24 protein-coding genes and 1 tRNA gene are annotated in these 20,819 nt (G+C 66.3%); 7 read left to right on the top strand and 18 right to left on the bottom strand.

What is annotated here, in order from left to right; all coding sequences use genetic code 11:
• Window positions 1-177 precede the first annotated feature (177 nt).
• From Pth03_RS29310 to Pth03_RS29275, 8 genes are all read right to left on the bottom strand, one after another.
• Window positions 178-480, bottom strand: coding sequence for a DUF1416 domain-containing protein (locus tag Pth03_RS29310; RefSeq protein ID WP_203947646.1), 303 nt, complete (start codon window positions 478-480; stop codon window positions 178-180).
• Entirely contained in the window at window positions 480-1,319 is an 840-nt protein-coding gene (locus Pth03_RS29305; RefSeq protein ID WP_203947645.1) for a sulfurtransferase, read from the bottom strand. The genes Pth03_RS29310 and Pth03_RS29305 overlap by 1 nt, the downstream gene beginning before the upstream one ends.
• Window positions 1,316-1,726, bottom strand: coding sequence for a DUF4395 domain-containing protein (locus Pth03_RS29300; RefSeq protein ID WP_203947644.1), 411 nt, complete (start codon window positions 1,724-1,726; stop codon window positions 1,316-1,318). The genes Pth03_RS29305 and Pth03_RS29300 overlap by 4 nt, the downstream gene beginning before the upstream one ends.
• 172 nt (window positions 1,727-1,898) lie before the next feature.
• Entirely contained in the window at window positions 1,899-2,369 is a 471-nt protein-coding gene (locus tag Pth03_RS29295; protein WP_373318610.1) for a thioredoxin family protein, read from the bottom strand.
• Window positions 2,370-2,404: 35 nt separating this feature from the next.
• Window positions 2,405-3,160 (bottom strand): anti-sigma factor, encoded by a 756-nt coding sequence (locus tag Pth03_RS29290; protein WP_203947643.1) that lies wholly within the window; start codon window positions 3,158-3,160, stop codon window positions 2,405-2,407.
• Complete coding sequence (locus Pth03_RS29285) at window positions 3,157-3,666, bottom strand: sigma-70 family RNA polymerase sigma factor (protein ID WP_275413245.1); 510 nt, start codon at window positions 3,664-3,666, stop codon at window positions 3,157-3,159. Before Pth03_RS29285 ends, Pth03_RS29290 begins: the two co-directional genes overlap by 4 nt.
• A 49-nt stretch (window positions 3,667-3,715) precedes the next feature.
• Complete coding sequence (locus Pth03_RS29280; protein ID WP_203947641.1) at window positions 3,716-4,396, bottom strand: LmeA family phospholipid-binding protein; 681 nt, start codon at window positions 4,394-4,396, stop codon at window positions 3,716-3,718.
• Window positions 4,397-4,436: 40 nt separating this feature from the next.
• Complete coding sequence (locus Pth03_RS29275) at window positions 4,437-4,685, bottom strand: MoaD/ThiS family protein (RefSeq protein WP_203947640.1); 249 nt, start codon at window positions 4,683-4,685, stop codon at window positions 4,437-4,439.
• Between the two features lie 245 nt (window positions 4,686-4,930).
• Here Pth03_RS29275 and Pth03_RS29270 point away from each other — a divergent pair, with 245 nt between their 5' ends.
• Window positions 4,931-5,644: a winged helix-turn-helix transcriptional regulator gene (locus Pth03_RS29270; RefSeq protein ID WP_203947639.1), complete on the top strand. Its 714-nt coding sequence runs from the start codon at window positions 4,931-4,933 to the stop codon at window positions 5,642-5,644.
• 53 nt (window positions 5,645-5,697) lie between these two features.
• Here the strand turns inward: Pth03_RS29270 and Pth03_RS29265 are convergent, their stop codons facing one another.
• The 3 genes from Pth03_RS29265 to Pth03_RS29255 all read right to left on the bottom strand — a co-directional run bounded on the left by Pth03_RS29265 (window position 5,698) and on the right by Pth03_RS29255 (window position 9,891).
• A complete protein-coding gene (locus tag Pth03_RS29265) occupies window positions 5,698-6,153 on the bottom strand; it encodes a hypothetical protein (RefSeq protein ID WP_203947638.1) in 456 nt (151 codons plus the stop codon).
• Between the two features lie 14 nt (window positions 6,154-6,167).
• The gene (locus Pth03_RS29260) at window positions 6,168-7,829 is read right to left on the bottom strand and encodes a vanadium-dependent haloperoxidase (protein ID WP_203947637.1); all 1,662 of its coding nucleotides are present in this window, start codon (window positions 7,827-7,829) and stop codon (window positions 6,168-6,170) included.
• 223 nt (window positions 7,830-8,052) lie between these two features.
• On the bottom strand, window positions 8,053-9,891 hold the full coding sequence (locus tag Pth03_RS29255; protein ID WP_203947636.1) for a bifunctional metallophosphatase/5'-nucleotidase: 1,839 nt from the start codon (window positions 9,889-9,891) through the stop codon (window positions 8,053-8,055).
• A gap of 131 nt (window positions 9,892-10,022) precedes the next feature.
• Here Pth03_RS29255 and mshD point away from each other — a divergent pair, with 131 nt between their 5' ends.
• On the top strand, window positions 10,023-10,931 hold the full coding sequence (gene mshD / locus Pth03_RS29250; protein ID WP_203947635.1) for a mycothiol synthase: 909 nt from the start codon (window positions 10,023-10,025) through the stop codon (window positions 10,929-10,931).
• 1 nt (window position 10,932) lies between these two features.
• Here mshD and Pth03_RS29245 read toward each other — a convergent pair whose 3' ends face one another.
• The 3 genes from Pth03_RS29245 to dcd all read right to left on the bottom strand — a co-directional run bounded on the left by Pth03_RS29245 (window position 10,933) and on the right by dcd (window position 13,308).
• Window positions 10,933-11,931, bottom strand: coding sequence for an inorganic phosphate transporter (locus Pth03_RS29245; RefSeq protein WP_203947634.1), 999 nt, complete (start codon window positions 11,929-11,931; stop codon window positions 10,933-10,935).
• Window positions 11,932-12,549, bottom strand: coding sequence for a DUF47 domain-containing protein (locus Pth03_RS29240; protein WP_203947633.1), 618 nt, complete (start codon window positions 12,547-12,549; stop codon window positions 11,932-11,934).
• 183 nt (window positions 12,550-12,732) lie between these two features.
• Complete coding sequence (gene dcd / locus Pth03_RS29235) at window positions 12,733-13,308, bottom strand: dCTP deaminase (RefSeq protein ID WP_203947632.1); 576 nt, start codon at window positions 13,306-13,308, stop codon at window positions 12,733-12,735.
• Between the two features lie 189 nt (window positions 13,309-13,497).
• Here dcd and Pth03_RS29230 point away from each other — a divergent pair.
• Both Pth03_RS29230 and Pth03_RS29225 read left to right on the top strand, forming a co-directional pair.
• Window positions 13,498-13,571: transfer RNA gene (locus Pth03_RS29230), tRNA-Gly, on the top strand.
• A 72-nt stretch (window positions 13,572-13,643) separates the two neighbouring features.
• Entirely contained in the window at window positions 13,644-14,087 is a 444-nt protein-coding gene (locus Pth03_RS29225; RefSeq protein WP_203947631.1) for a hypothetical protein, read from the top strand.
• Window positions 14,088-14,255: 168 nt separating this feature from the next.
• On the opposite strand, the gene Pth03_RS29220 is transcribed toward Pth03_RS29225, so the two are convergent.
• Together Pth03_RS29220 and Pth03_RS29215 are read right to left on the bottom strand one after the other, a co-directional pair.
• Complete coding sequence (locus Pth03_RS29220; RefSeq protein WP_203947630.1) at window positions 14,256-15,056, bottom strand: ABC transporter permease; 801 nt, start codon at window positions 15,054-15,056, stop codon at window positions 14,256-14,258.
• A gap of 29 nt (window positions 15,057-15,085) precedes the next feature.
• On the bottom strand, window positions 15,086-16,009 hold the full coding sequence (locus tag Pth03_RS29215) for an ATP-binding cassette domain-containing protein (RefSeq protein ID WP_203947629.1): 924 nt from the start codon (window positions 16,007-16,009) through the stop codon (window positions 15,086-15,088).
• A 163-nt stretch (window positions 16,010-16,172) separates the two neighbouring features.
• On the opposite strand from Pth03_RS29215, the gene Pth03_RS29210 reads away from it, so the two are divergent.
• The 3 genes from Pth03_RS29210 to Pth03_RS29200 all read left to right on the top strand — a co-directional run bounded on the left by Pth03_RS29210 (window position 16,173) and on the right by Pth03_RS29200 (window position 19,163).
• Window positions 16,173-17,606: a sensor histidine kinase gene (locus Pth03_RS29210; protein WP_203947628.1), complete on the top strand. Its 1,434-nt coding sequence runs from the start codon at window positions 16,173-16,175 to the stop codon at window positions 17,604-17,606.
• A gap of 13 nt (window positions 17,607-17,619) precedes the next feature.
• Complete coding sequence (locus Pth03_RS29205) at window positions 17,620-18,303, top strand: response regulator (protein ID WP_239119456.1); 684 nt, start codon at window positions 17,620-17,622, stop codon at window positions 18,301-18,303.
• 401 nt (window positions 18,304-18,704) lie between these two features.
• Window positions 18,705-19,163 carry a hypothetical protein gene (locus Pth03_RS29200; protein WP_203947627.1) on the top strand — a complete coding sequence of 153 codons (459 nt, stop codon included), beginning with the start codon at window positions 18,705-18,707 and terminating at the stop codon, window positions 19,161-19,163.
• Window positions 19,164-19,495: 332 nt separating this feature from the next.
• On the opposite strand, the gene Pth03_RS29195 is transcribed toward Pth03_RS29200, so the two are convergent.
• Both Pth03_RS29195 and Pth03_RS29190 read right to left on the bottom strand, forming a co-directional pair.
• On the bottom strand, window positions 19,496-19,975 hold the full coding sequence (locus Pth03_RS29195) for a hypothetical protein (protein ID WP_203947626.1): 480 nt from the start codon (window positions 19,973-19,975) through the stop codon (window positions 19,496-19,498).
• A complete protein-coding gene (locus Pth03_RS29190; protein WP_239115387.1) occupies window positions 19,972-20,595 on the bottom strand; it encodes a TetR/AcrR family transcriptional regulator in 624 nt (207 codons plus the stop codon). Before Pth03_RS29190 ends, Pth03_RS29195 begins: the two co-directional genes overlap by 4 nt.
• Window positions 20,596-20,819 lie beyond the last annotated feature (224 nt).

Genomic DNA, 20,819 nt, shown 5'->3' with positions numbered 1-20,819 from the left:
GCAGGCACGCAAATCAATGTGTGTTTCGTGGTTGCGAAATTCAACAGGCCGACGCCCCACCGCGTTCAATCACCCGGCTTTCCCATTTCGATGGCGCTGGTCACGGTGGATGGGAATCGGTTCAAAACAGGAAAGGCCGGCGCTCAGACGAGCGCCGGCCTTGCCGTGGTGCGAAGGTCAGACGGAGACGGCGAGCTGGGAGACCTCGCCGAGCCTGGCCTCGACCGGGATGTCCTTCGTGACGCCCCCACCCGCGATGATGCGGACGGTCCACTGGCCGGGCGCGGCGAAGAAGCGGAAGATGCCCTCGTCGGAGACGACGACCTCACCGGTGAACTCGCCGGAGTGGTCGAGCAGGCGGGCGTAGGCCGTACCGGCGCCGGAGACGACGCCCTGGATCACGGCCTGGGTCGACAGATCGATACCCGCCGGCAGAGCGACGGTCTGCTCAGGAGCTGCGCAACCTTGGATGGTGGTCATCAGCGGGCCTCCCCCAACTCGATCGGCACGCCCACGAGCGAGCCGTACTCGGTCCACGAGCCGTCGTAGTTCTTCACGTTGGCCTGGTCGAGGATCTCGTGCAGCACGAACCACGTGTGCGCGGACCGCTCGCCGATGCGGCAGTAGGCGATGGTGTCCTTGCTGAAGTCGACGCCGGCGTCGCCGTAGATCTCCTTCAGCTCGTCGTCGGAGCGGAAGGTGCCGTCGTCGTTGGCCGCCTTCGACCACGGGATGTTGCGGGCGGTCGGCACGTGGCCGCCGCGCTGCGCCTGCTCCTGCGGAAGGTGGGCCGGGGCGAGCAGCTTGCCGGTGAACTCGTCGGGCGAGCGCACGTCGACCAGGTTCTGCTTGCCGATCGCGGCGATGACGTCGTCGCGGAAGGCGCGCAGAGCGAGGTTCTGCTCGGACGCGGTGTAGGTGGTGGCGGGACGGGTGGTCCCGTCTTCGACCAGCTCGCGGGAGTCGAGCTCCCACTTCTTGCGGCCTCCGTCGAGAAGCTTGACGTTCTCGTGGCCGTAAAGCTTGAAGTACCAGTAGGCGTAGGCGGCGAACCAGTTGTTGTTGCCACCGTAAAGGACGACGGTGTCGTCGTTGGCGATGCCGCGGGACGACAGGAGCGCCTCGAAGCCGGCCTTGTCGACGAAGTCGCGGCGCACCGGGTCCTGCAGGTCGTCACGCCAGTCGACCTTCACGGCGCCACGGATGTGGCCCTTGGCGTAGGCGCTGGTGTCCTCGTCGACCTCGACGAGCACGACACCGGGGGTGTCGAGGTTGGCTTCGACCCAGTCGGCATCCACCAGGACGGCGGAGCGGCTCATTGTGTTCTCCCAGGTTGTAGACGGCGGATGATCAGGTACATCTCACAGCCCAGGCACAGGCCGAAGGCTGCGTTGAGAAAGGCGGCCAGCAGTGCCGCTGCTGTCGCACCCAGAGCGAGGGGTGTGATCCCAGCCGCGAACCCGATCAGTCCCACGATCGCGAAACCCAGCCCGACTCCCTGCGCGAAGCGCGGCGGCGTGGCGTCCTCCAGCTCGCGCGGCGGTCCCAGTCTCGACCGCACGAACCTCTTGTAGAGGAGGCTGTACGGCGAGGTGGAGAAGGCGCCGAGCGCGAACACGATCGCCTGCGCGCCGAGCAGCCAGGAGCTGCGCGTCAGCAGGACGATCGCCAGAACCAGAGTCGTGATGGCCGCGCCGAATCGGGGGCCTCGAGGGTCTATTTGCATCGCGGGATGCTCCTGAACGATTCACGGAATGCGGCGGAAAGCCGCGGGAATCACCCTCAGGCCATGCGACAGAGCGATGTGGCGACGCGACAGAAGTCGACCGCGCGCCGCTTCGTGAGCAGCTCTGTCGTGGGAGTCATGACCACGACAGTACCTGGCGTCTCGCCATCTGTCACACACTGTCCGATTGATGAGACGATTCGTGAGACGATCCGTCGACCGCGACCCCCAGAGCCGCGATGACGTCGGCCTTCCTGGGCAGCCCGGACGCGCGTTTCACCACATGCCCCGCCTTGTCCACCACCAGCACCGTCGGCGTGCGCAACACGTCGAACCGCCGGACGAGATCGAGTCGCGACTCCGCGTCGATCTCCACGTGCCGCACTCCGGGGACCATCTCCGCCACGTCGTGGAGGATCCGCCGGGTGGCGCGGCAGGGCTGGCAGAAGGCGGTGGAGAACTGCACCAGGGTGGCCCGCTCCCCCAGATCGGCCCCGAGGTCGTCTCGGGTCACGGCGGACTCGCCGACCTCCTGCTTCACGGCACGTACCTTCCCATCGCGGCGCCTCATGAGGAACCCGATGATCACACCCGCGACGAGTGTCACGCCCAGGACCACGATTCCGGTCATCGAGCTGTGCAACCGGCCTCCCGTACGGATTCATTCCCGCCCGAGCGTCAGACGGGGACGGTCACCAGCCCGCGGCCGTCGGAGGTGGACAGCACCAAACTCTGGATCTGGCTCAGCGGGAGCTCGGTCGAGGCCTCGTAGGCGCCGCGGTACCCCCCCTTCGGCACCTCCCAGCTGCCCGCGGGAGAGCGGGTGCCGTCCTTGCCCACGGCCCACAGACGGCACACGGTGCCGGCCGGCACGCCGCGGACCCAGGACACGACGCGCGTGCCGCCGCTCTCGGAGACCAGGCGGACGGACAGGCGGACCCCGCCGTTCGACCCCTCCCGCTCCAGCCCTCCGGCCTGCGCCTCAGCGGGGGCGTCGGCAGGGGCGTCGAGGGCCTTGGTCGACTGGTTCGCGGTGGGTGGCGCGGGGGAACCGGCGGCCGCCTGGGCGGTGTCCGACGTGCTGGCGGGTGCGCTCGTGGCGACCCCGCCACGGGCGCTCACCAGCCAAGCCGAGCCGCCGAGCGCCGCGACCACCAGGGACGCGGCCAGCCCCAGCATGATCCGGGACCAGCGGCTGCGCCGAGCCGACACGACGACCAGCCGGTCCAGCATGGCGCGCGGCGGGGCGGCCGCGTGCGTGATGTCCTCTTCCGAGACCCGTGCCAGCATGGCCGGAAGCCCGGACAGCTCCATCAGCTCGGCGGCGCATTCCGGACACCCGTCCAGATGGGCCTCGACCTCGGCGGCCTCCTCGGCGTCCAGCGCGCCGAGCACGTAGACCCCGAGTGACATGCGTACGTCCTCGCAGGTCATGGTGCCAGCCCCCGTTCCTCCAGGGCCAGTTTCAGTGCGCGGAGCGCGTAGTAGGTCCGTGACTTCACGGTGCCCGGCGGGATGCCGAGGACCTCCGACGCCTCCTTCACCGATCTCCCCCGGTAATACGTCTCCAGAAGCACCTCGCGGTGCTCCGTCCTGAGCGAGGCCAGCGCCTCCGCCACTCCCCACGACTCGACGGCCTTCTCGAGCTCGTCGTCGGCCGGCACCACGGCCAGGGCCTCGTCGCCCGTCTCCTGCGGCCGTGACTGCCGTGCCCGGTGCTGGTCGACCACGAGGTTGCGCGCGACGGTGAACAACCACGCGCGCACCGGCCTGCCCTCGAGCACCGACGGGTGACGCCAGGCGCGGAGCAGTGTCTCCTGGACGACGTCCTCCGCCCGTCCCGGGTCACCGGTCAGGCGAAGGACATAGCCGTAGAGCGGCCCTCCGTGGTCCTCCACGAGGGCGCGCATGAGGTCCTCGGCGGTTGCGGCTGGACTCACACCCTCATCACGTACGGCGGGGCCGTCCGGTTCGGGAGTGCGACCGAGGTCACCTGAGTGGGACATCGCTGGCGGCGGCCGCGATCGCGAGCCCCTCGGGCGTCGATTTCACGCTGGTGATTTTAAGGTGCAAGGGCAGGTTCTTGACAGGAACGGTGAAGGTGAGGAATTTCTCCGCGTTCGGCACGCGGATTCCGTTGGCGACCTTGACCCCGACGGGTGTCAGCTTCACCCCGCCGGACACGACGGAGATCTTCACGTCCGCCGTGACGGGCACGGACTGACCGAAGGCGCTGAATTTCCCCGACACCTTCAGCTTGCCTCCGTCCCCCGCGTCGAGGGTGACCCCTCGGGGTGCGCGCTCGTCGATGGCCTTCCAGGAGACCACGATGGTCCCGTCGACGTGCTCGGCACGGATGTCAGCGGTCGACGGGTCCTGGATCAGGTCGGCCAGCGGGGCGGTCACGCCGGTCAGCGTGGCGTCGACTCCCGTCAGATCGACGCCCTCGACGGTCATCGGGCCGATGGCGGCGTGGATCTCCTGGTAGCGGCCGAGAAGCGCCTGGGTCAGGAACGGGATGCCCGTGATCTCGACCTTGGGCTGCTCCGCCAGGTCGTATTTCGCCGCGATCTGCTTGCCGATCTCGTTCTGCACGCCGGTGACCGCCACTCTGTCCACGATGGCGAGCAGGACAGCGAGCATGATCAGAGCGACGACGACTTTCCGCATCCGACTCCTCCTGGAGAAACCTGCCGCCGAGACTAGCGGCTCATCCCCCGGCAAAAGGCGGTAAAACTTCCACTACGGCGCCTTGGGGAAGGGACACCGTACCCGGATCGCGGGTGCCTGCGGGGTGACCGTCGATCAAGAACGACGAGCGTCGCAGCACACGCTCGATTTCCGGATTTCTTGCGATATCGACGAGCAGATCCCGCAGAGTTTCCGCCTCGAAGGGCTCTTCGGCGATGCCCGCGGCCTCTTTCGCCGCGGCCCAGTAGCGGACAGTCCCGGTTGCCATGGGCGTCCCGGCCCTCCTTCCGTCACGCGGGCGAGCACTGAATGTGAGCGCGGGGTTACGGTGTTAATCCACGTGACGTGGTGTTCACACCGTGGACCCACATTGGACCCCAACATCCTGTGGGCTACCCTACGGACTAATGGACCTGGGCGACGTGGCCCCCGGGTCCTTACGTGTTTAAACGGCCGGCTCGTTTCTGTCCTTAAGCGGACGGACGAGCCGACGAGGTGGCAAGGAGGCGGAAAGTGAGCAACCTGCTCCTGCTGACCAATGCATTGGAGCCCTCCGCGGAGGTCCTTCCGGCGCTAGGACTCCTGCTCCACTCGGTGCGCGTCGCGCCCGCGGAGGCGTCCGCGCTCATCGACACGCCACCGGCCGACGCCATCCTCGTCGACGCCCGCCGCGAGCTGGTGCAGGCCAAGAGCCTGTGCCGGCTGCTGCGGACCACGGGCGTCGACTGCCCGCTCATGGTGATCGTCACCGAGGGGGGCCTGGCGGCCATGACGGCCGAATGGGGCATCGACGATGTGATCCTCGACACGGCCGGGCCTGCCGAGGTCGAGGCCCGGCTGCGCATGGCCGCGGGCAAGCTGTCGCTCGCCGCGGCGGAGGAAGTGCCGGACGAGATCCGCAGCGGCGACCTGTCTATCGACGAGGCCACGTACACCGCCCGGCTGCGCGGGCGCGCGCTCGACCTGACGTTCAAGGAGTTCGAGCTGCTCAAGTACCTCGCGCAACACCCCGGCCGGGTCTTCACCCGGGCCCAGCTCCTCCAGGAGGTCTGGGGCTACGACTACTTCGGGGGCACCCGTACGGTCGACGTCCACGTGCGCCGGTTGCGCGCCAAGCTCGGCGCCGAGTACGAGTCGCTGATCGGCACCGTGCGCAACGTCGGCTACCGGTTCGTCCCCGACCGCGGCGGCGAGCAGTCCGAAACCGCCGAGCACGCCCACCGCTGATCTTTTGTACGGCTCACGCCCGGAAAGGGCGTGAGCCGTACGTGTTTCTCACGTCAGCCGTTCACGGCGAATCCGCACCAGGCCGTCCAGCCCGAGACGGCGTTCCCCTGCTTGGCCTGCACCCTGAACCGGTACGTCCCCGGGGACAGCGTGCCGGGATCGAGAGTGAGGGCCAGAACTCGTCCGCTCGGCCAGATCCGGCTGGTCCTGGTAATCAGCGGATCCCCTTCCGCACCGCTGATTTCGAAGGTCGCGCGCATCGCCGGATGCTTGCCGAAAGGGGTGGGACTGGCGGCGAGGACGATCGTGTCCTTCGTGGACGCGACCGGAGTTCCGGCGCTGCAGAGCTGGTTCGGTGTGAACGCGTCGGTCTGAATACGCGGCGCGGCGGGAACGCCCGGGGTCGCCCGATCGGCGAACGCGGGGCTGATGGCGTACAGCGTGGCCGCGACGAGGGCGAGAAGGCCCGCGACGAGAGCTGCGACGCGATATCTGTACTGAATGTGCACCTTCTTCTCCCGATCTAGAAGAGGTAGAGGAAGATCTTGCCGTCGTACTGGACGTTGCAGGCCCAGGAGTTGCCCAGGCGCTGCCCCTGGACCATGTCGGCGCCGTCGTAGTCGCACTGGTTGAACGCGTCCCTGATGGAGTCGTATCGCGACAGGTCGGGCGTGTAGGTGTAGTAAGGGCTGGCTGTGGACGATGGAGCCGGATAGGTGTATCCCGTGGTGACGCCGAGGGTCGTGTGCGTCCGGGTTCCGTCCGCGAGCAGCTCACCGCCGTCGCCGACGAGCTTTTGCCCGGTCGCGTATCCGTAGTCGCCATCCCACGAGTAGTGAACGCCGAGATAGATCCGGCTTCGCGCGTCCTCAAGCCCCGCCTGGCTGAAACTCGTGAAAGAACGCGTCAGGTAGTTCCCGGCTGCGTCGACGGCGTGCGGGTCTTCCGTTTCGGCGGTGAAGCTGATCGAGTCCGTCCCGAAATACGCCTTCATGGCCGCGGCCCAGGCGCCGCCGAAGGTGGCGTGCCCCGAGACATAGGCGGGGAACGCCGGGCTGAAGTGGACCTCCGCGGTGTCCGCAGAAAGCGGCTGCCACGAAGGATCGGCGACGGTCTTCGCGTTGCCGTCATCGGCCGCGAGCCGGATCGCGCTCTCGGGCCGCCACAGGTCGATCGGGGTCTGATACTTCGCGTCCCAGGCCACGATGCCGGCATCGGCCATCGCCAGGCTGACGCTCCCGAACAGCTTGGCGTTCTGCAGCTCTCCCAGGCCACGCTGCACGGACACGTCGCGGGTCATGTCGAGGAGCTGTCCCGGCGGCTTGTATGTGCCGTTGAGGTCGTTGGCCCAGAACCAGGCGATCTGTGTCTGCTCGGCCGTCCGGGTGGAGCTGTCGGCCCTGCCAAGCTCTTTCGCCTCGTTGACCTGGTCGGCGTACGCCTGACTGGCCAGCATCGTGGTGATGTTGGAGAACCCTCCGGGAAGCTGCGGCCGAGCGGATGACGAGGAGACCGGGCTCCGGTCCAGCGTGCCGTTGGCGCGGTAGTCGACGGGATAGCTGAAGTCAGGGGGCGGCTGGGGAGAGCCGTAGCGGCTGAATCTGCGCACCTTCCCCCAGTTCGGGGTGGCCGCGTCCCCGGATCCCGTGGGCCGCCATTGTCCGGGGGCCGTGCTGGGCACATACGCCGTGGTGTCGGTCGAGCCGTCCCCGGTACGCGTAGCGATCATGACGGCGGCCGCCTGCTCGCCGATGCTCCGTCCTGCCTTTTCCGCGTCCGTCACGGGTGCGGCCGGCTCGGCCTGGGCGAAGTACGCGCTGAAATCGGCCGCGGGGAAAACCGAGGTGAGCACCTTGTACGCGGCGTAGTCGATTGCGGTCTGTGTGTCGGGATTGGCCACCTTGGGGCTCAGGCTTATCCCTGGATTGTAAATACCCCCGATGCAGTCATCCGGCCGCAAATCACGCCCCTGCTTGTAGCACTGGGTGTAATTGGCGGCGTCGTACATCGCGAGGTGCATCATCGCGCCGGCCCGGGACAGCGGCCCCGGAGCCCCGCCCACCTGGCGATACGCCTCGAGGAGCACATCGTTCCAGTAGAGGACCCGGTCCCCCACGTCGGCGGCGGCCCGTGCCGGTGTCCGCAGGCCGAGTACCGAGCAGAGCACCACTAAGAGCACCACCATTGGGGCTGTTATGGAGCGAATTGTCAAGCTTCTACCCATGAGCACCTTCTCCCCGATATGTCCGGTTAAGCCGAGGCTAGGCAGAAGATCGCCATTGATCAACAGAACATGTCATGAAATCTAAATAACAAAGTCAAAATGGTCGTCCACAAAAGATATGTGAAGACATGCCGGAAATGGGTGAGGCCCGCACCTGGCGGGTGCGGGCCTCGTGTGACGGAGGTCAGTTGACCTTGGTGATGTGGGTCAGAGCCGGCGGGGAGACCGGGCTGTTGGCCCCGAGGTACACGGTGAAGGCGTCGACGTCGAAGCCACCGCTCCACGTCCACAGGTCCGTGCCGAGGGTGAACGCCGGGAAGGTGTCGCCTCCGCCGACCAGGAAGTTGTTGGCCGCCACCCGGACCGACTGGGTGTCGGTGACCGGCACGCCGTTGATCGCGATGTTGGAGACCTTGCCGCCGAGCGGCGCGCTCGCGCTGTAGGTGTAGGTGAGGTTCGACGACGGCTGGAGGATCAGCGGATTCCGCGCGACCAGCGCTCCGGTGTAGAACTGCTGCTCCAGCACCGTCTTGAGCTGGGCGCCCGTCAGCGTCACCGCCTGCAGCAGGTTGTTGAACGGCTGGACCGCGAAGGCCTCGCCGTACGTCACGACGCCGTCGCCTTCGGACCCGCTCTGCGCGTAGGTGAGGGAGGTGCGGATGCCGCCGGGGTTCATCAGCGCGATGTCGGCGTTGCCGCCGTCGGCCTTCGCCGCGGCGAGCTGGGCGTCGGCGATGAGGTTGCCGAGCGGAAGCTCACCGGCCGGCGACGCGGCCGCCGAGATGTTGGTGATGTCCGCCGTGATCTTGCCGATGGGCGAGTCCGCCTTCTCGGAGACCGCGTCCTTCCAGTAGTTCACCAACTTGTCGATCTTGGCGTCGGGAGCGTACGTGGTGCCCGTGTATGGACCCGAGTTGACGGAGCCCGCGGCGTTGGTGATGAAGGCGGACGTGGCGGCGACGACCTTGTTGTCAGCCTTGACCGAGGACCTGTCGACGTCCTTGGTCTTGAGGTTGACCTTGAAGTCGATCTGCGTGAGCACCCTGCCGAAGGACGAACCCTGCGTGAAGTAGCGGGTCTGGCCCTTGGGGTCGGTCGTGGTGCAGACGTAGGCCTGGTGCGAGTGGCCCATGATGACCACGTCGACCGCGGCGTCCAGGTTCGTGGCAATCACCTTGCCCACCGTGGTGGTCAGCGGGCAGGCGTCGGGGCTGGCGCCCGAGGACACCGAGTCGCCCTCGTGAACGAGCACGACCTGAGCCTTGACGCCGAGCCGCGTGAGCAACTGCGAGGCGCGGTTCCCCGCCTCGACCTCGTCCTGGAACGTCAGACCCGCGACGCCGGCCGGGGTCACGATGTTCGGCGTGTTCTTGGTGACCAGGCCGATGTAGCCGATCTTGACACCGTTGACCACCCGGATGGCGACCGGGGGCAGCGGGTGCTTGCCGTTCTTGTCGACGACGTTGGCTGCGAGGTACTGGAACTCGGCGCCCTTCCACTTGCCGGCCGGAGAGCAGCCGTCGGTGGGGTTGCAGCCGCCGTTCTGGATGCGGAGCAGCTCCGCCATGCCCTCGTCGTATTCGTGGTTGCCGACCGACGAGACGTCCAGCCCCATCTCGCCCAACGTCTGGACGGTGGGCTCGTCGTGGTAGGCCGCCGAGAGCAGCGGCGAGGCGCCGATGAGGTCACCCGCGGCGACGACCTGCGTCTGGCCCTTCGCCCAGTTCTTCTTGATCGCGGTGGCCAGGGTCGCCGCGCCTCCGGTGCCCTGGACGAACACGCCCTTCTCGTCGGCGATCCGGCCGCTGGAGCCGGTCGGCGCCTCGAGGTTGCCGTGGAAGTCGTTGATGGACAGCAGCCGAACGGGGACGCTCTTCGAGTGCGACGGAGGCTGGTGGTGATGGTGTTTGTCGTGTAAGGAGTGGTGGCCGGAGGACGCGCCTGCGGTGCCGGCGGAGAGCGCCACGACGCTCACCGCGGCGGCGCCTACGATGGCCAGGCGCGCGAATGATGCTGAGGTCATGGTCAACGACAGTAAAGCCGTGATCTAAGCACGAAATGGATCTGAGGTAACGATTCGTAGGGCCCGCGCCTGGCGAACTTTGCCAGAACCCGAAGGTGGCGCCATGCCGACGGTCACCTAACGTTCAAGACATGAACGCGTCTGTGGATCTCCAGGAACGGCTCGACGAGAACAAGGTCGCGGCGGTGCTCGCCCTCGTGGAGGCGGCGTCCGAAGCCGACGGCGTCCCCCCGCTCAACGAGGAGTCGATGTTGCGGCTGCGCTACGGAACCGGCCCCGGGGCGAAGGCCGTACTGATCTATGAGGGCGATGACCTGGCCGGATTTGCGCACCTCGACCCGCCGGACCCCGACGCGGCACCGAGCGGCGAGCTGGTGGTCCACCCGGCCTTTCGCGGACGCGGCCTCGGCCGCCGGCTGCTGGAGGCGACGCTGGAGGCCGGAGGGGGCCACGCCCGGTTGTGGGCGCACGGCGACCATCCGGCCGCCGCCCGGCTCGCGGCCCGGCTCGGCCTGACTCGTGCCCGGTCGTTGTGGCAGATGCGGCGTCCGTCGTCCGTGCCGCTCGGCGATCCCGTCCTGCCCGACGGCGTACGGCTGCGCACGTTCGAGCCGGGCGAGGACGAGGACGCCTGGCTGGCCCTCAACGCGCTGGCCTTCGCCACGCACCCGGAGCAGGGCTCGTGGACCCGCGACGACCTGGCACACCGCGAACGCGAGCCCTGGTTCGACCCCGCCGGATTCTTCCTCGCCGTACGGCAGGACGGATCCCTGGCCGGGTTCCACTGGACGAAGGTCCACCCGGCAGGGGAAGGCGGCGAGTCCGAGCCGCTCGGAGAGGTCTACGTGGTGGGCGTCGACCCCGCCGAGCGGGGAACCGGCCTCGGTCGCGCGCTGACGATCGCCGGGCTGGCGCACCTGCGCGACCGCGGCCTGGCTCAGGTCTTGCTCTATGTGGACGAGGACAACGCGGCCGCGACCCGGCTGTACGAGTCGCTGGGGTTCACCCGCTCGACCACCGACGTGATGTACAGCCGGTGAGCTATCCGAGGATCAGGTTGAGCACGAAATAGGAGATCGCGGCCACCGCGGCGGCGGCGGGGATCGTCAGGACCCATGCCACGATGATGTTGCCGGCGACGCCCCAGCGCACCGCGGAAAGCCGCCGGGTGGCGCCCACACCCATGATCGCGCTCGTGATCGTGTGCGTCGTCGAGATCGGCGCGCCGTACGCGATGGCCGCCGTGTAGAGGACGGTCGCCGCGGCGGACTCGGCCGCGAATCCCCGCGGCGGGTCCAGGTGGATGATGCGGCGGCCGAGTGTGCGCATGATGCGCCACCCGCCCGCGTAGGTGCCCAGCGAGATCGCCGCCGCCGACGCGGTGATGACCCACTCCGGGATGTCCGACCCAGGTGACACGTATCCCCCGACGACAAGCGCCAGGAAGATCACACCCATCGTCTTCTGCGCGTCCTGCAAGCCGTGGCCGAGGGCCATCGCCGCCGCCGACACGGTCTGGGCGTACCGGAACCCCCGGTTCGCCTTGTGTGGGTTGGCCCGGCGGAATATCCACAAGATGGCGATCATAATGAGTCCGCCGAGCAGGAAACCGACCACCGGCGACAGCACCATGGGGATGACGACCTTGTCGAGCACCCCGGTCCAGTGCACGGACGCGCTCGCCGCCAGCGCCGAGCCCACCAGGCCCCCGATCAGGGCGTGGCTGCTGGAGGACGGCAGGCCGAAATACCAGGTGACGAGATTCCAAGCGATGGCGCCCACCAAGGCCCCGCCGACGATGATCAAGCCGTGTCTGCCCTGCGGGGCGGAGATGATGCCGGAGCCGACCGTCTGGGCCACCTGAAGGCCGAGATGCGCCCCGATGAAGTTCATTACCGCGGCCATGAGCAGCGCGATGCGGGGCGTCAGCGCCCGGGTCGAGACCGAGGTCGCGATCGCGTTGGCCGCGTCGTGGAAGCCGTTGGTGTAGTCGAACGCCAGCGCGATGACGATGACGCCGATGACAATGGCGAGATCCACTTAACCTTCCTTGACCGCGATCGACTCGATCGTGTTCGCGACGTGCTCGAAGGCGTCCGCGGCCAGTTCGAGATGCTCGATCACTTCACGCATCTTCATGACGGTGAGCGTGTCGTACTCCCCGCTGAAAAGCTTGGCGAGCAGCCGACGGTAGATCTGGTCCGCCTGGTTCTCCAGACGGTTGATCTCGATCCAGTACTCGTTGAGATGCTGCATGGAGCGCAGGCGTGGCATGGCGTCCGCGGTCAGTTCCGCCGCCCTCTCGAGCACCTCCACCTGGCGGATGACCTCCTTGGGCAGGTGGTCGATCTGGTAAAGGACGATCAGGTCGGCCGCGGCTTCCATGAAATCCATCACATCGTCCAGATTGGACGCGAGGCGATAGATGTCCTCCCGGTCAAACGGCGTGATGAAGCTCTCGTTGAGGCGATTCATGATCGCGTGAGTGCGCTCGTCACCTGCGTGTTCGCAGGCCCGCATCTTCTCGGCCAGGGCATCCCTGTCCGAGTCGTCGCCGATGATCTCGACCAGCAGACGGGACGCGGTGACGAGGTTGTTCGCGGAGTCTGCGAACAACTCGTAGTAGCTGTCCTCACGGGGCGTGAGACGCAGTCGCACGTCAGTTTCTCCAGATGTGCGGGGATGGTCCGCAGAAAGAGTACGGGCTACCAGTGGAAATGCGAACTTAAGATGCAGCTCGCCCGCTTGTAACCTTCTCTTCTCTTTGTGGTTGCCCTGCCGTCGGCGACTGACACGTTCCATTGCTGGACTTCGGGCAGCCCGTACGGCAGGCGGCAGCACTCAGACGCGGGTTCGGTGGAAGTTGAGGTACGACCGGCTCGGCGTGGGACCACGCTGACCCTGGTAGCGGGAGCCGTACCTCTCGGAGCCGTAAGGAAACTCGGCGGGCGAGCTGAGCCGGAACATGCAGAGCTGACCGATCTTCATGCCGGGCCACAACTTGATCGGCAGCGTGGCGACATTCGAGAGCTCGAGGGTGACATGACCCTCGAACCCCGGATCGATGAACCCGGCCGTGGAGTGCGTCAGCAACCCCAACCGCCCCAGGCTCGACTTGCCCTCCAGCCGCCCCGCGATGTCGTCCGGCAGGCAGATCACCTCGTACGTGCTGGCCAGCACGAACTCACCGGGGTGGAGGATGAACGGCTCGGCGCCGTGCGGCTCGACCTCCCGGGTGAGATCTGGCTGCTCCGTTGCCGGATCGATGTGGGGGTACCGGTGATTCTCGAAGACCCGGAAATAACGGTCCAGGCGCACGTCGACGCTGGACGGCTGGATCATCTCGGGGTCGAACGGGTCCAGCTTCACCCGGCCCGAATCGATCTCTGCACGGATGTCACGATCGGAAAGCAGCACGGTGCAAGGCTAGTGGGGGGCCTCTAACGCCACGAAGGGTCCTCCGCGACTCGCCCCACAGGGCTTCGCCGTACGCCACGGAGCGCCGGGGCCATAGGCGGAAAGGTGAACGATTAGGGGGTCGGGACTGCAGGAGTACGCGGACTTTCCGCTACAGTAGGGACGCGGTCGGCTCCAAGGTCGGCCCACGCGGGTGTAGTTCAATGGCAGAACATCAGCTTCCCAAGCTGACAGCGCGGGTTCGATTCCCGTCACCCGCTCCACGCACAAAGGCCCAGGTCAGAGGATGATTTCCGACCCGGGCCTTGATCTTTCTCGGGCTTGTTCATCTCCGCGTGCCATTAGGGTTCTGGATCACCCGGCAGGCACGAGCAGGCCAGGCGGATCATCCTCGTCTCCGTCATCGCCACGCCACCCACGGCCTCGGGCACCGCCCGATCGCCGCTGGCCTGCAGATCCCCGAGGAGACCGTCCGAGGCTGGCCGCGCCAGGCCCGGCGCAGCGTCGACCGGATTCGCCGGCGAGCCGCCGACGCCCTGTTCCACATCGACCCCGACATGTTCGCCCGGCTCGCTCCGTTGGGCTCAGCGTTGGCCGACGCGCTGAACATGCTGTTCACCGCGGCCGCCGCCACCGCCCACCGGCACCATCTGGAGTCGGGTCTGCCTGTGGCACATCGCGGCCATGATCTGCGGCGGTCACCTCCTCGCCGACGTCCGCGCAGGCTGAGCACCGAGCCCCGATTCGTGCGACACCGTGACCGGCGACACCCGCGATGACCATCTCGGTCATCGCCATGACGCCGACCGCGTCAGCGTGAGCATGACAGCGACAGCGTGTCCAGGAACCCTTCCGAAGACCTCGGACCGCTGCCCGAATTGCCGGAATCTTTGTGGTCACCGCGAACGTCGCCTACGTGGTCATCGCGAGTATCGAGCAACAGCCGGTCAGGCATCTCGGATATGCAGGACGGCGTAACCGGCGGTGAGGGCGGTGGCGGCCCAGGCGAGGAGGACCAGGGTGGCGGTGGACCAGCCGTAAGGAGCGGTCGTTTGGAGGCCGAGGACGGTGCCGGCTTCAGTGGGGAAATATTGGCTGAAGTCGGTCAGCCACTCGATGTTGAAGATCGGGACGATGCGCGGAAGGCCGAAGAGGCCTACTGTGGCGATGATCGTGCCGGTGGCGCTGCGAAAGGCGGTGGCAAGGCCGAGAGCGGTGATGCCGAGCAGGGCGAAGTCGACTGCCGAGCCCAGGATGGTGAGAGAGAGCTCGGTGGCGGTGAAGCTGCTGTAGTCGCCGGCGAGCAGAGCGATGGCAGCGGTGCCGATCGTGCTTTGCACGACACCGATGACCAGCCCGATGGCGGCAATCACGGCAACCTTGCCGAACAGCATTCGGGCTCGTACGGGAACGCTCTGCAGAGTGGTCTTGATCGATCCGCTGGTGTATTCACTCGCGATGAACAGGGTGGCCATCACCATGACCAAGAACTGGGCGGCGATCAAGCTCTGGAAAGCCACATGTGGCGCCGGCATGGCCACGTCATAGCCGTTGTCGGCACTGGCCTTCATCGAGCCGCCGAGCAGAAGGCCGAGTGCGATGGTGACCACGCTTGAGATGGTCACGTTCCACCAGGTGGATCGGACGCTGGTCAGTTTGGTCCACTCGAATGCGATCGAGCTCCCGAGCCGACTCGGGCCGCCGCGGGTTTTGGCGCCTGTCGCGGGCGAACCAGAAATCGAACTCATGTCTTAATTCCTTTAGGTCGAAGAAGATATCAGGTGCCGGTCGGACGCGGCAGGATCGCGTCGTATTCGAGACTGTCGGCGGTGAGTTCCAGATACGCCTGTTCGAGAGAGGGGCGATGGAAGGCCAACTCATCGACCTGCGCGCCGATGGAAAAGGCAATGGCGCCGACTTGGTCGAGGTTGCCCGCAGTGACCTGCAGTTCGCTGTCCTCCAAGGTGGTCACGGTCATCCCGGCGCGCTCCAGCGCTTCGCGTAGCGACGCTGTTTGCGGGCTGCGTACCTTGACGGAGTTTCGCGTGCTCTGGGCGATCACTTGATCGATCGGGGCGTCAGCGATCAGCGCGCCGCGGCCGATCACGATCAGGTGATCGGCGGTTTCCTGCATCTCGCTCATCAGGTGACTGGAGACGAAGACGGTACGGCCCTCCGCCGCGAGCGAGCGCATCAGCTTCCTGATCCACACCACCCCGTCGGGGTCGAGGCCGTTCACCGGCTCGTCCAACATGACGATCTGGGGATCACCGAGTAACGCCGAGGCGATGCCGAGTCGCTGGCCCATGCCGAGAGAGAAGGAGCCGATTCGCTTGCGCGCCACTTCGGCCAGGCCGACCGCGCCTAACACGTGATCGACACGGCTGCTCGGAAGCCGGTTACTTCTGGCCATGCCGAGTAGATGGCTGCGCGCCGACTGTCCCGGATGACCTGTACGCGGGTCGAGCAACGCGCCGATCGTGCGCAGGGGATAGGCGATGTCGCGATAGGGCCGACCGGCGATCTCGACCGTACCTGCGGTCGGCCGGTCCAGGCCGAGGATCATTCGCATGGTGCTCGATTTCCCAGCGCCGTTGGGGCCGAGGAATCCTGTCACGACACCAGGCTGGATTTGAAAGCTCAGATGGTCGACTGCCGTTTTTTCGCCGTACCTCTTGGTGAGGTCAGCCAAGACGATCATGAATGGTTCCTTCCGTTGTCGATCTCAACGTTAGGAACCCGATGCGCTGGGGCGCAGGTGGCGAAGGGCAGCACGGCAACGTCACCAAGGTCAGATTTCAGCCGGCACCATCGCTTACTTTCGTCGGTACTGGCGGGCCGGGTTCGTATGTAGGGTCGACTGGATGGAGCGCCGATGGGTTGACCTCTGCTGGGCCATCGCTCTCAGTGTGGGTGCGACGATGATGATCCAGATCGCGGATGTCGATCTCGGACTGCTCTCGGTGCCAGCGGTTTTCGTGGTGTGCTACCTCGGCGGGCGCCGGATGAGCTCGTTGCGGCCGGCGGTGATCGCCTTCGGGGTCGCCGGCGTGCTGAGCATGACGATCGCCTTTCTCCGTTCGGGATCCAGCCCGATTTCCGCGTGGATCACAGTGATCGCTCTGGAGTTCGCCCTGGCTGTACTGCCCTGGTGGGCCGGGCGCTATCGCCGATTGCGAGCGGACCGGGTGGTACACGAGCAGCACATCGTCTCGACCGAGGCCCGGCTGCGCGAGCGGGCCCGGATCGCGCAGGACATGCATGACTCCCTGGGGCATGATCTCGCCCTGATCGCGCTTCGCACCGGCGCCCTCGAGCTCGCGCCCGGAGCTACCGAAGAACAGCGAAAGGCCGCCGCTGATCTCCGCGTCAGCGCGGTGGCGGCGACGGATCGACTGCGTGAGATCGTTGGCGTGCTACGCGAGGAGGACCAGTCCGCGCCCCGTCATCCGGCAGGGGAGAGCATCGAGGAGATGGTGACCCGGGCACGGAAGTTGGGCATCGAGGTCACGCTCCACTCGAACGTCCAGCACCTGGACGAGCGGCCGCGAATGGTGGTCCAAGCAGCCCATCGGGTGGTGCAGGAAGGCATCACCAACGCGGCCAAGCACGCGCCGGGTGCACCTGTCACGGTGTCGATCACCGACTCGGACGATCAGATTGTGGTCTCGGTCGTCAATGGTCAGCCTGCGAACGTGAAGCGCGAGCCGACCCAAGGATCGGGGTTCGGGCTGGCCGGGTTGGACGAACGCGTCCGTCTGCTCGGCGGCAGTTTCCAGGCCGGTCCGCGAGGAGACGGACACGCGGTGGTCGCCCGGATCCCCCTGCGGGGCAAGGTCGTCGCCGATCGTGTGCGGCATGGCGGGGCTACCGATGATGATCACGATCGGATCGGATCGGTATCGATCGCCGCGACCGTTGCCGACGCGCGGAGAATGGCTCGTCGTCGCCAACTCCATACGGCGGTTCTGCCGCTCGCGCTGGCGGTTCTCCTTGTCGCGGTGCTGATCGCGCTTCAGGCCGCCACGGTGATCATGACGGCACTCTCGCCCGACCGGTACAGGCAGATTCAGATCGGTCGAACGCGGCCGGAGATCAGTGGCCTGCTGCCCTCGCACAGCGTCCGAGGCGTTTTGCCGGTCGGGCTGTCGATACCACCGGCGCCGCCGGGTAGCAGTTGCGAGTTCTACCAGGCGAGAGGCAATGTGTTCGACGTGAGTCAGGACATGTACCGGTTCTGTTTCGATGGCTCAGGGACTCTGACCGCCAAGGATCATTTGACGGTGCAGTCCGAATGAGGAGCTGGGTGGGGTGACGGATACCTCGGTGAACCGCATACGAGTGCTGCTGGCCGATGACGAGGTACTCATCCGCGGCGGGGTGAAGGCCGTCCTGGCCACCGACCCGGTTATCGAGGTCGTGGCAGAGGCCGAGGACGGACACCAGGTGATCGACCTCGTCCAGCGGCATCATCCTGACGTTGTCCTGCTGGACATTCGGATGCCGCGACTGGACGGCCTGATCGCGATGAAGGAGATCCTCGCGATCGCACCGCAGACCAAGATCATAATCTTGACCACATTCGGCGAGGACGATTACATCCGATCGGCATTCATCGAGGGCGCTGCAGGTTTCCTGCTGAAGGCCGCAGACCCCCGCGAGCTGATCAGCGGAGTGCACGCGGTAATGGGCGGCGCCGCTTATCTGTCGCCACGGATCGCCCAGTGGGTGATCAGCCAGTATCGCGACAGCAGTAGAAAACGGACCTCTGACGCGCAACAGCGGGTCCAGCGACTGACCGAACGCGAGCGTGACGTACTCGCCATGCTCGGCGCCGGCCTGTCCAATGCCGAGATCGGCCGGCGGCTCTATCTGGTCGAGGGCACGGTCAAGGGATATGTCACTTCGATTCTGATCAAGCTAGACGCCCGCAACCGCGTACAGGCCGCGATCATCGCGAATGAGGCCAGACTGGTCCCGGAACAGTGGCCGTAGACCCGGAAACCGGGGAGTCGCGGCAAGTTCCCCTTCGGGCGGGTCGATACGTCAACTCCTCAAGCCGGAGCACCTCGCATGGCCGGTGTATGTCCTCATCGGGAACGAGAACATGTGCCAGCATCCGCCCACCCTCACCCATCTGCGTGAGTTCGATGCTCCATGCATCGTCCGGTACGCAGTAGAAGCTGAGGAGCTCGTAGAGGTTTCCGTCCTCTTGCAGGTACTCCGTGGTCACGGGGAAATCATCGCAGGCGCGATATCAGGACCGGCTTGCAGATCCAACACGGAACACGCTCCCCGGGTCAGCAGGCTGGTGCATCTGTATGCGGTCCAGTTGATATAGGAGCGTCAGACGGGCGGGGTGTACGCAGGTGCGCATTCCATGCCAATCTGCGCCTATGCTCACCGTCCGCCACCTCCTCGACTACCTCACCGGCCTGTCCGACGAAACCCCCGTCGTGATCGACGTCAACGCCGGGGATTGGTACCTCCGCGTAGAAGATCTCAACGTGACCACCACCCAAGACGCGACACCCGGTGGCGACCCTCTTGAAGGTGTCGAGGTCGACATCTTCTGGGAACCCGGCCAGCGCGGCAGGGCCATAGACGGCCTCTCCAAGACGCTCTTCACCCTGGACGACGTAGAAGAGCTGATCAACGAACGTGATGCGCTCCGCCGGGAACTGGCAGACCTCCGAGCTGGCCTCTGCTTCTCACTCCGCAAGTACCACGGCGAACCGGGTCCTCAAGGGCTCGCCGTCAGGTCCGTGCTCAGCGACCAAGAGACCTTCACCGAGATCGCGCGACTCCGCACCATCGCCGCCGAGTCCCCTACCGAGCCCAGCTCAGAGCTTTGATCGTCGTGCCATTAGCGTGCCATTAACCCCGGTAACGAGGGGTCAATCACGGTCACTCACGACCGGCCCAAGCCGCAGGTCAGCCGCCCCACAAGGCATGTTCCCTACAATTCCCAAGCTGACAGCGCGGGTTCGATTCCCGTCACCCGCTCCACACACAAAGGCCCAGGTCAGAGGTAGTTTCTCGACCCGGGCCTTGATCTTTGTTGGGCTTGTTTCTCACTCGCGTGCCAGATTCGTGCCAGATCAGTTGATCTTGGCTCCAATAACGGCCGCATCATCGCCACCGTCCTGATCTTTCGAGTGTGTTCGTGGCGTCCTCGGTCGGCTCCTCACCCCACCGGCGTTCGCAACGGGGCGGCCGGTACCGGCACGCGACGGCCGTAGCGGGTCGTCACCAAGTGCTGGACGCCGAATGAGATGCCGATGCCGAGCCACAGGGCGTTGCCGTTGAACGGCTCACCGAACGCCAGTTCTCCAACCGCGCCGAGGCTCAGCCGAGCGGCGATGGTGGCGAGCCACAGCAGTAGCGTCACCTGGCCACCCCTGCGGTACAGGCGCCCGCTCTGGTCTCGCCACATCGGCATGGTGCGGCCGCGCAGTACGCCGAAAACCACTGACACAGCCAGGCCCGCGATAAGGAGTGCGATCCCGGCTGCGGTCGTCCGGGCCGGGCCGGGCGGTACGCAGCCGCGCGCCACCAGGAGGGCGACCCACAGATACGTCAGCGGCCGGACCGGTCGTACGGAGAACTGACTCACCAAAATCAGCACGGTGACACCGACGATGAGCGCCAGGTCAGAGGTCGTCATGACGGCGACCCTCCTGTCAGGTAGGTGGCCAGCGCCGAGGTCAGCGCGGCACGGAACGCGGTGTCATGAGTCGGGTCGGCCGGATCGTGCCCGAGTCCGGCGAGCCAGGATCGCTTGCCGAGTGCGTACCCGTACGCGGCGGACAGTCCGAGCAGGACCACCGCCTCGATCCGGGCGCGATCCGGCGTCTCTGGTTCGGGCAGGACGGCACGGATACCGGCCTGCATCGCGTCGACCAGTTCGGACAGCCCTCGAGAGGAGGTGCCGACATCCTCAGAGTGAAGGCTGGACCAGGTGAACAGGCGTACGTAGCGCTCGTCAGCGAGCGTCTCGAACAGCACCCGGGTCATACCGTCCGCGAGCGGTACGCCCTGATCAGCACGCATTCTCTCGCGTACCCGCTCACGCTGCCGCTCGTTTTCGCGCTGCAGTACGGCACGCACCAGCGCGCTGTAGGTGCCGAAGTAGTGGGTCACCAGGCCGTGCGTAATGCCGACCGCGTCCGCGACCTGACGCAGGCCCACACCGTCCGGCCCGTACCGGGCGATCAGTTCAGTGGCGGCGGCGAGGATCTCTTCGCGTGCTTGCTCGGGCGTTCGCCTGCGCCGTCTTGTGGTCATGTCACCCCTTATTGGCAAAGGTGACAATATCTTATTGGCAAGATTAACAACAGTGCATGATGCAGCTCACGGCACTGGTGGAACGAGCCCACGGAGTTGGGCTACTCCGTTAGCCGACGCAACGAACCTTCCGCAGCAAGGTGTACGGGAACGCCGGCATCGGCCATCAATGTTGCGCCTAGAGGATCAACCCCGGCGACAGTGCATCGCCAACAGCTTGATCA

The organism is Planotetraspora thailandica (assembly GCF_016863335.1).
GTDB lineage: Bacteria > Actinomycetota > Actinomycetes > Streptosporangiales > Streptosporangiaceae > Planotetraspora > Planotetraspora thailandica.
The sequence above is the reverse complement of the archived record's forward strand: the minus strand, read 5'-3'. Positions and strand labels throughout refer to the sequence as shown.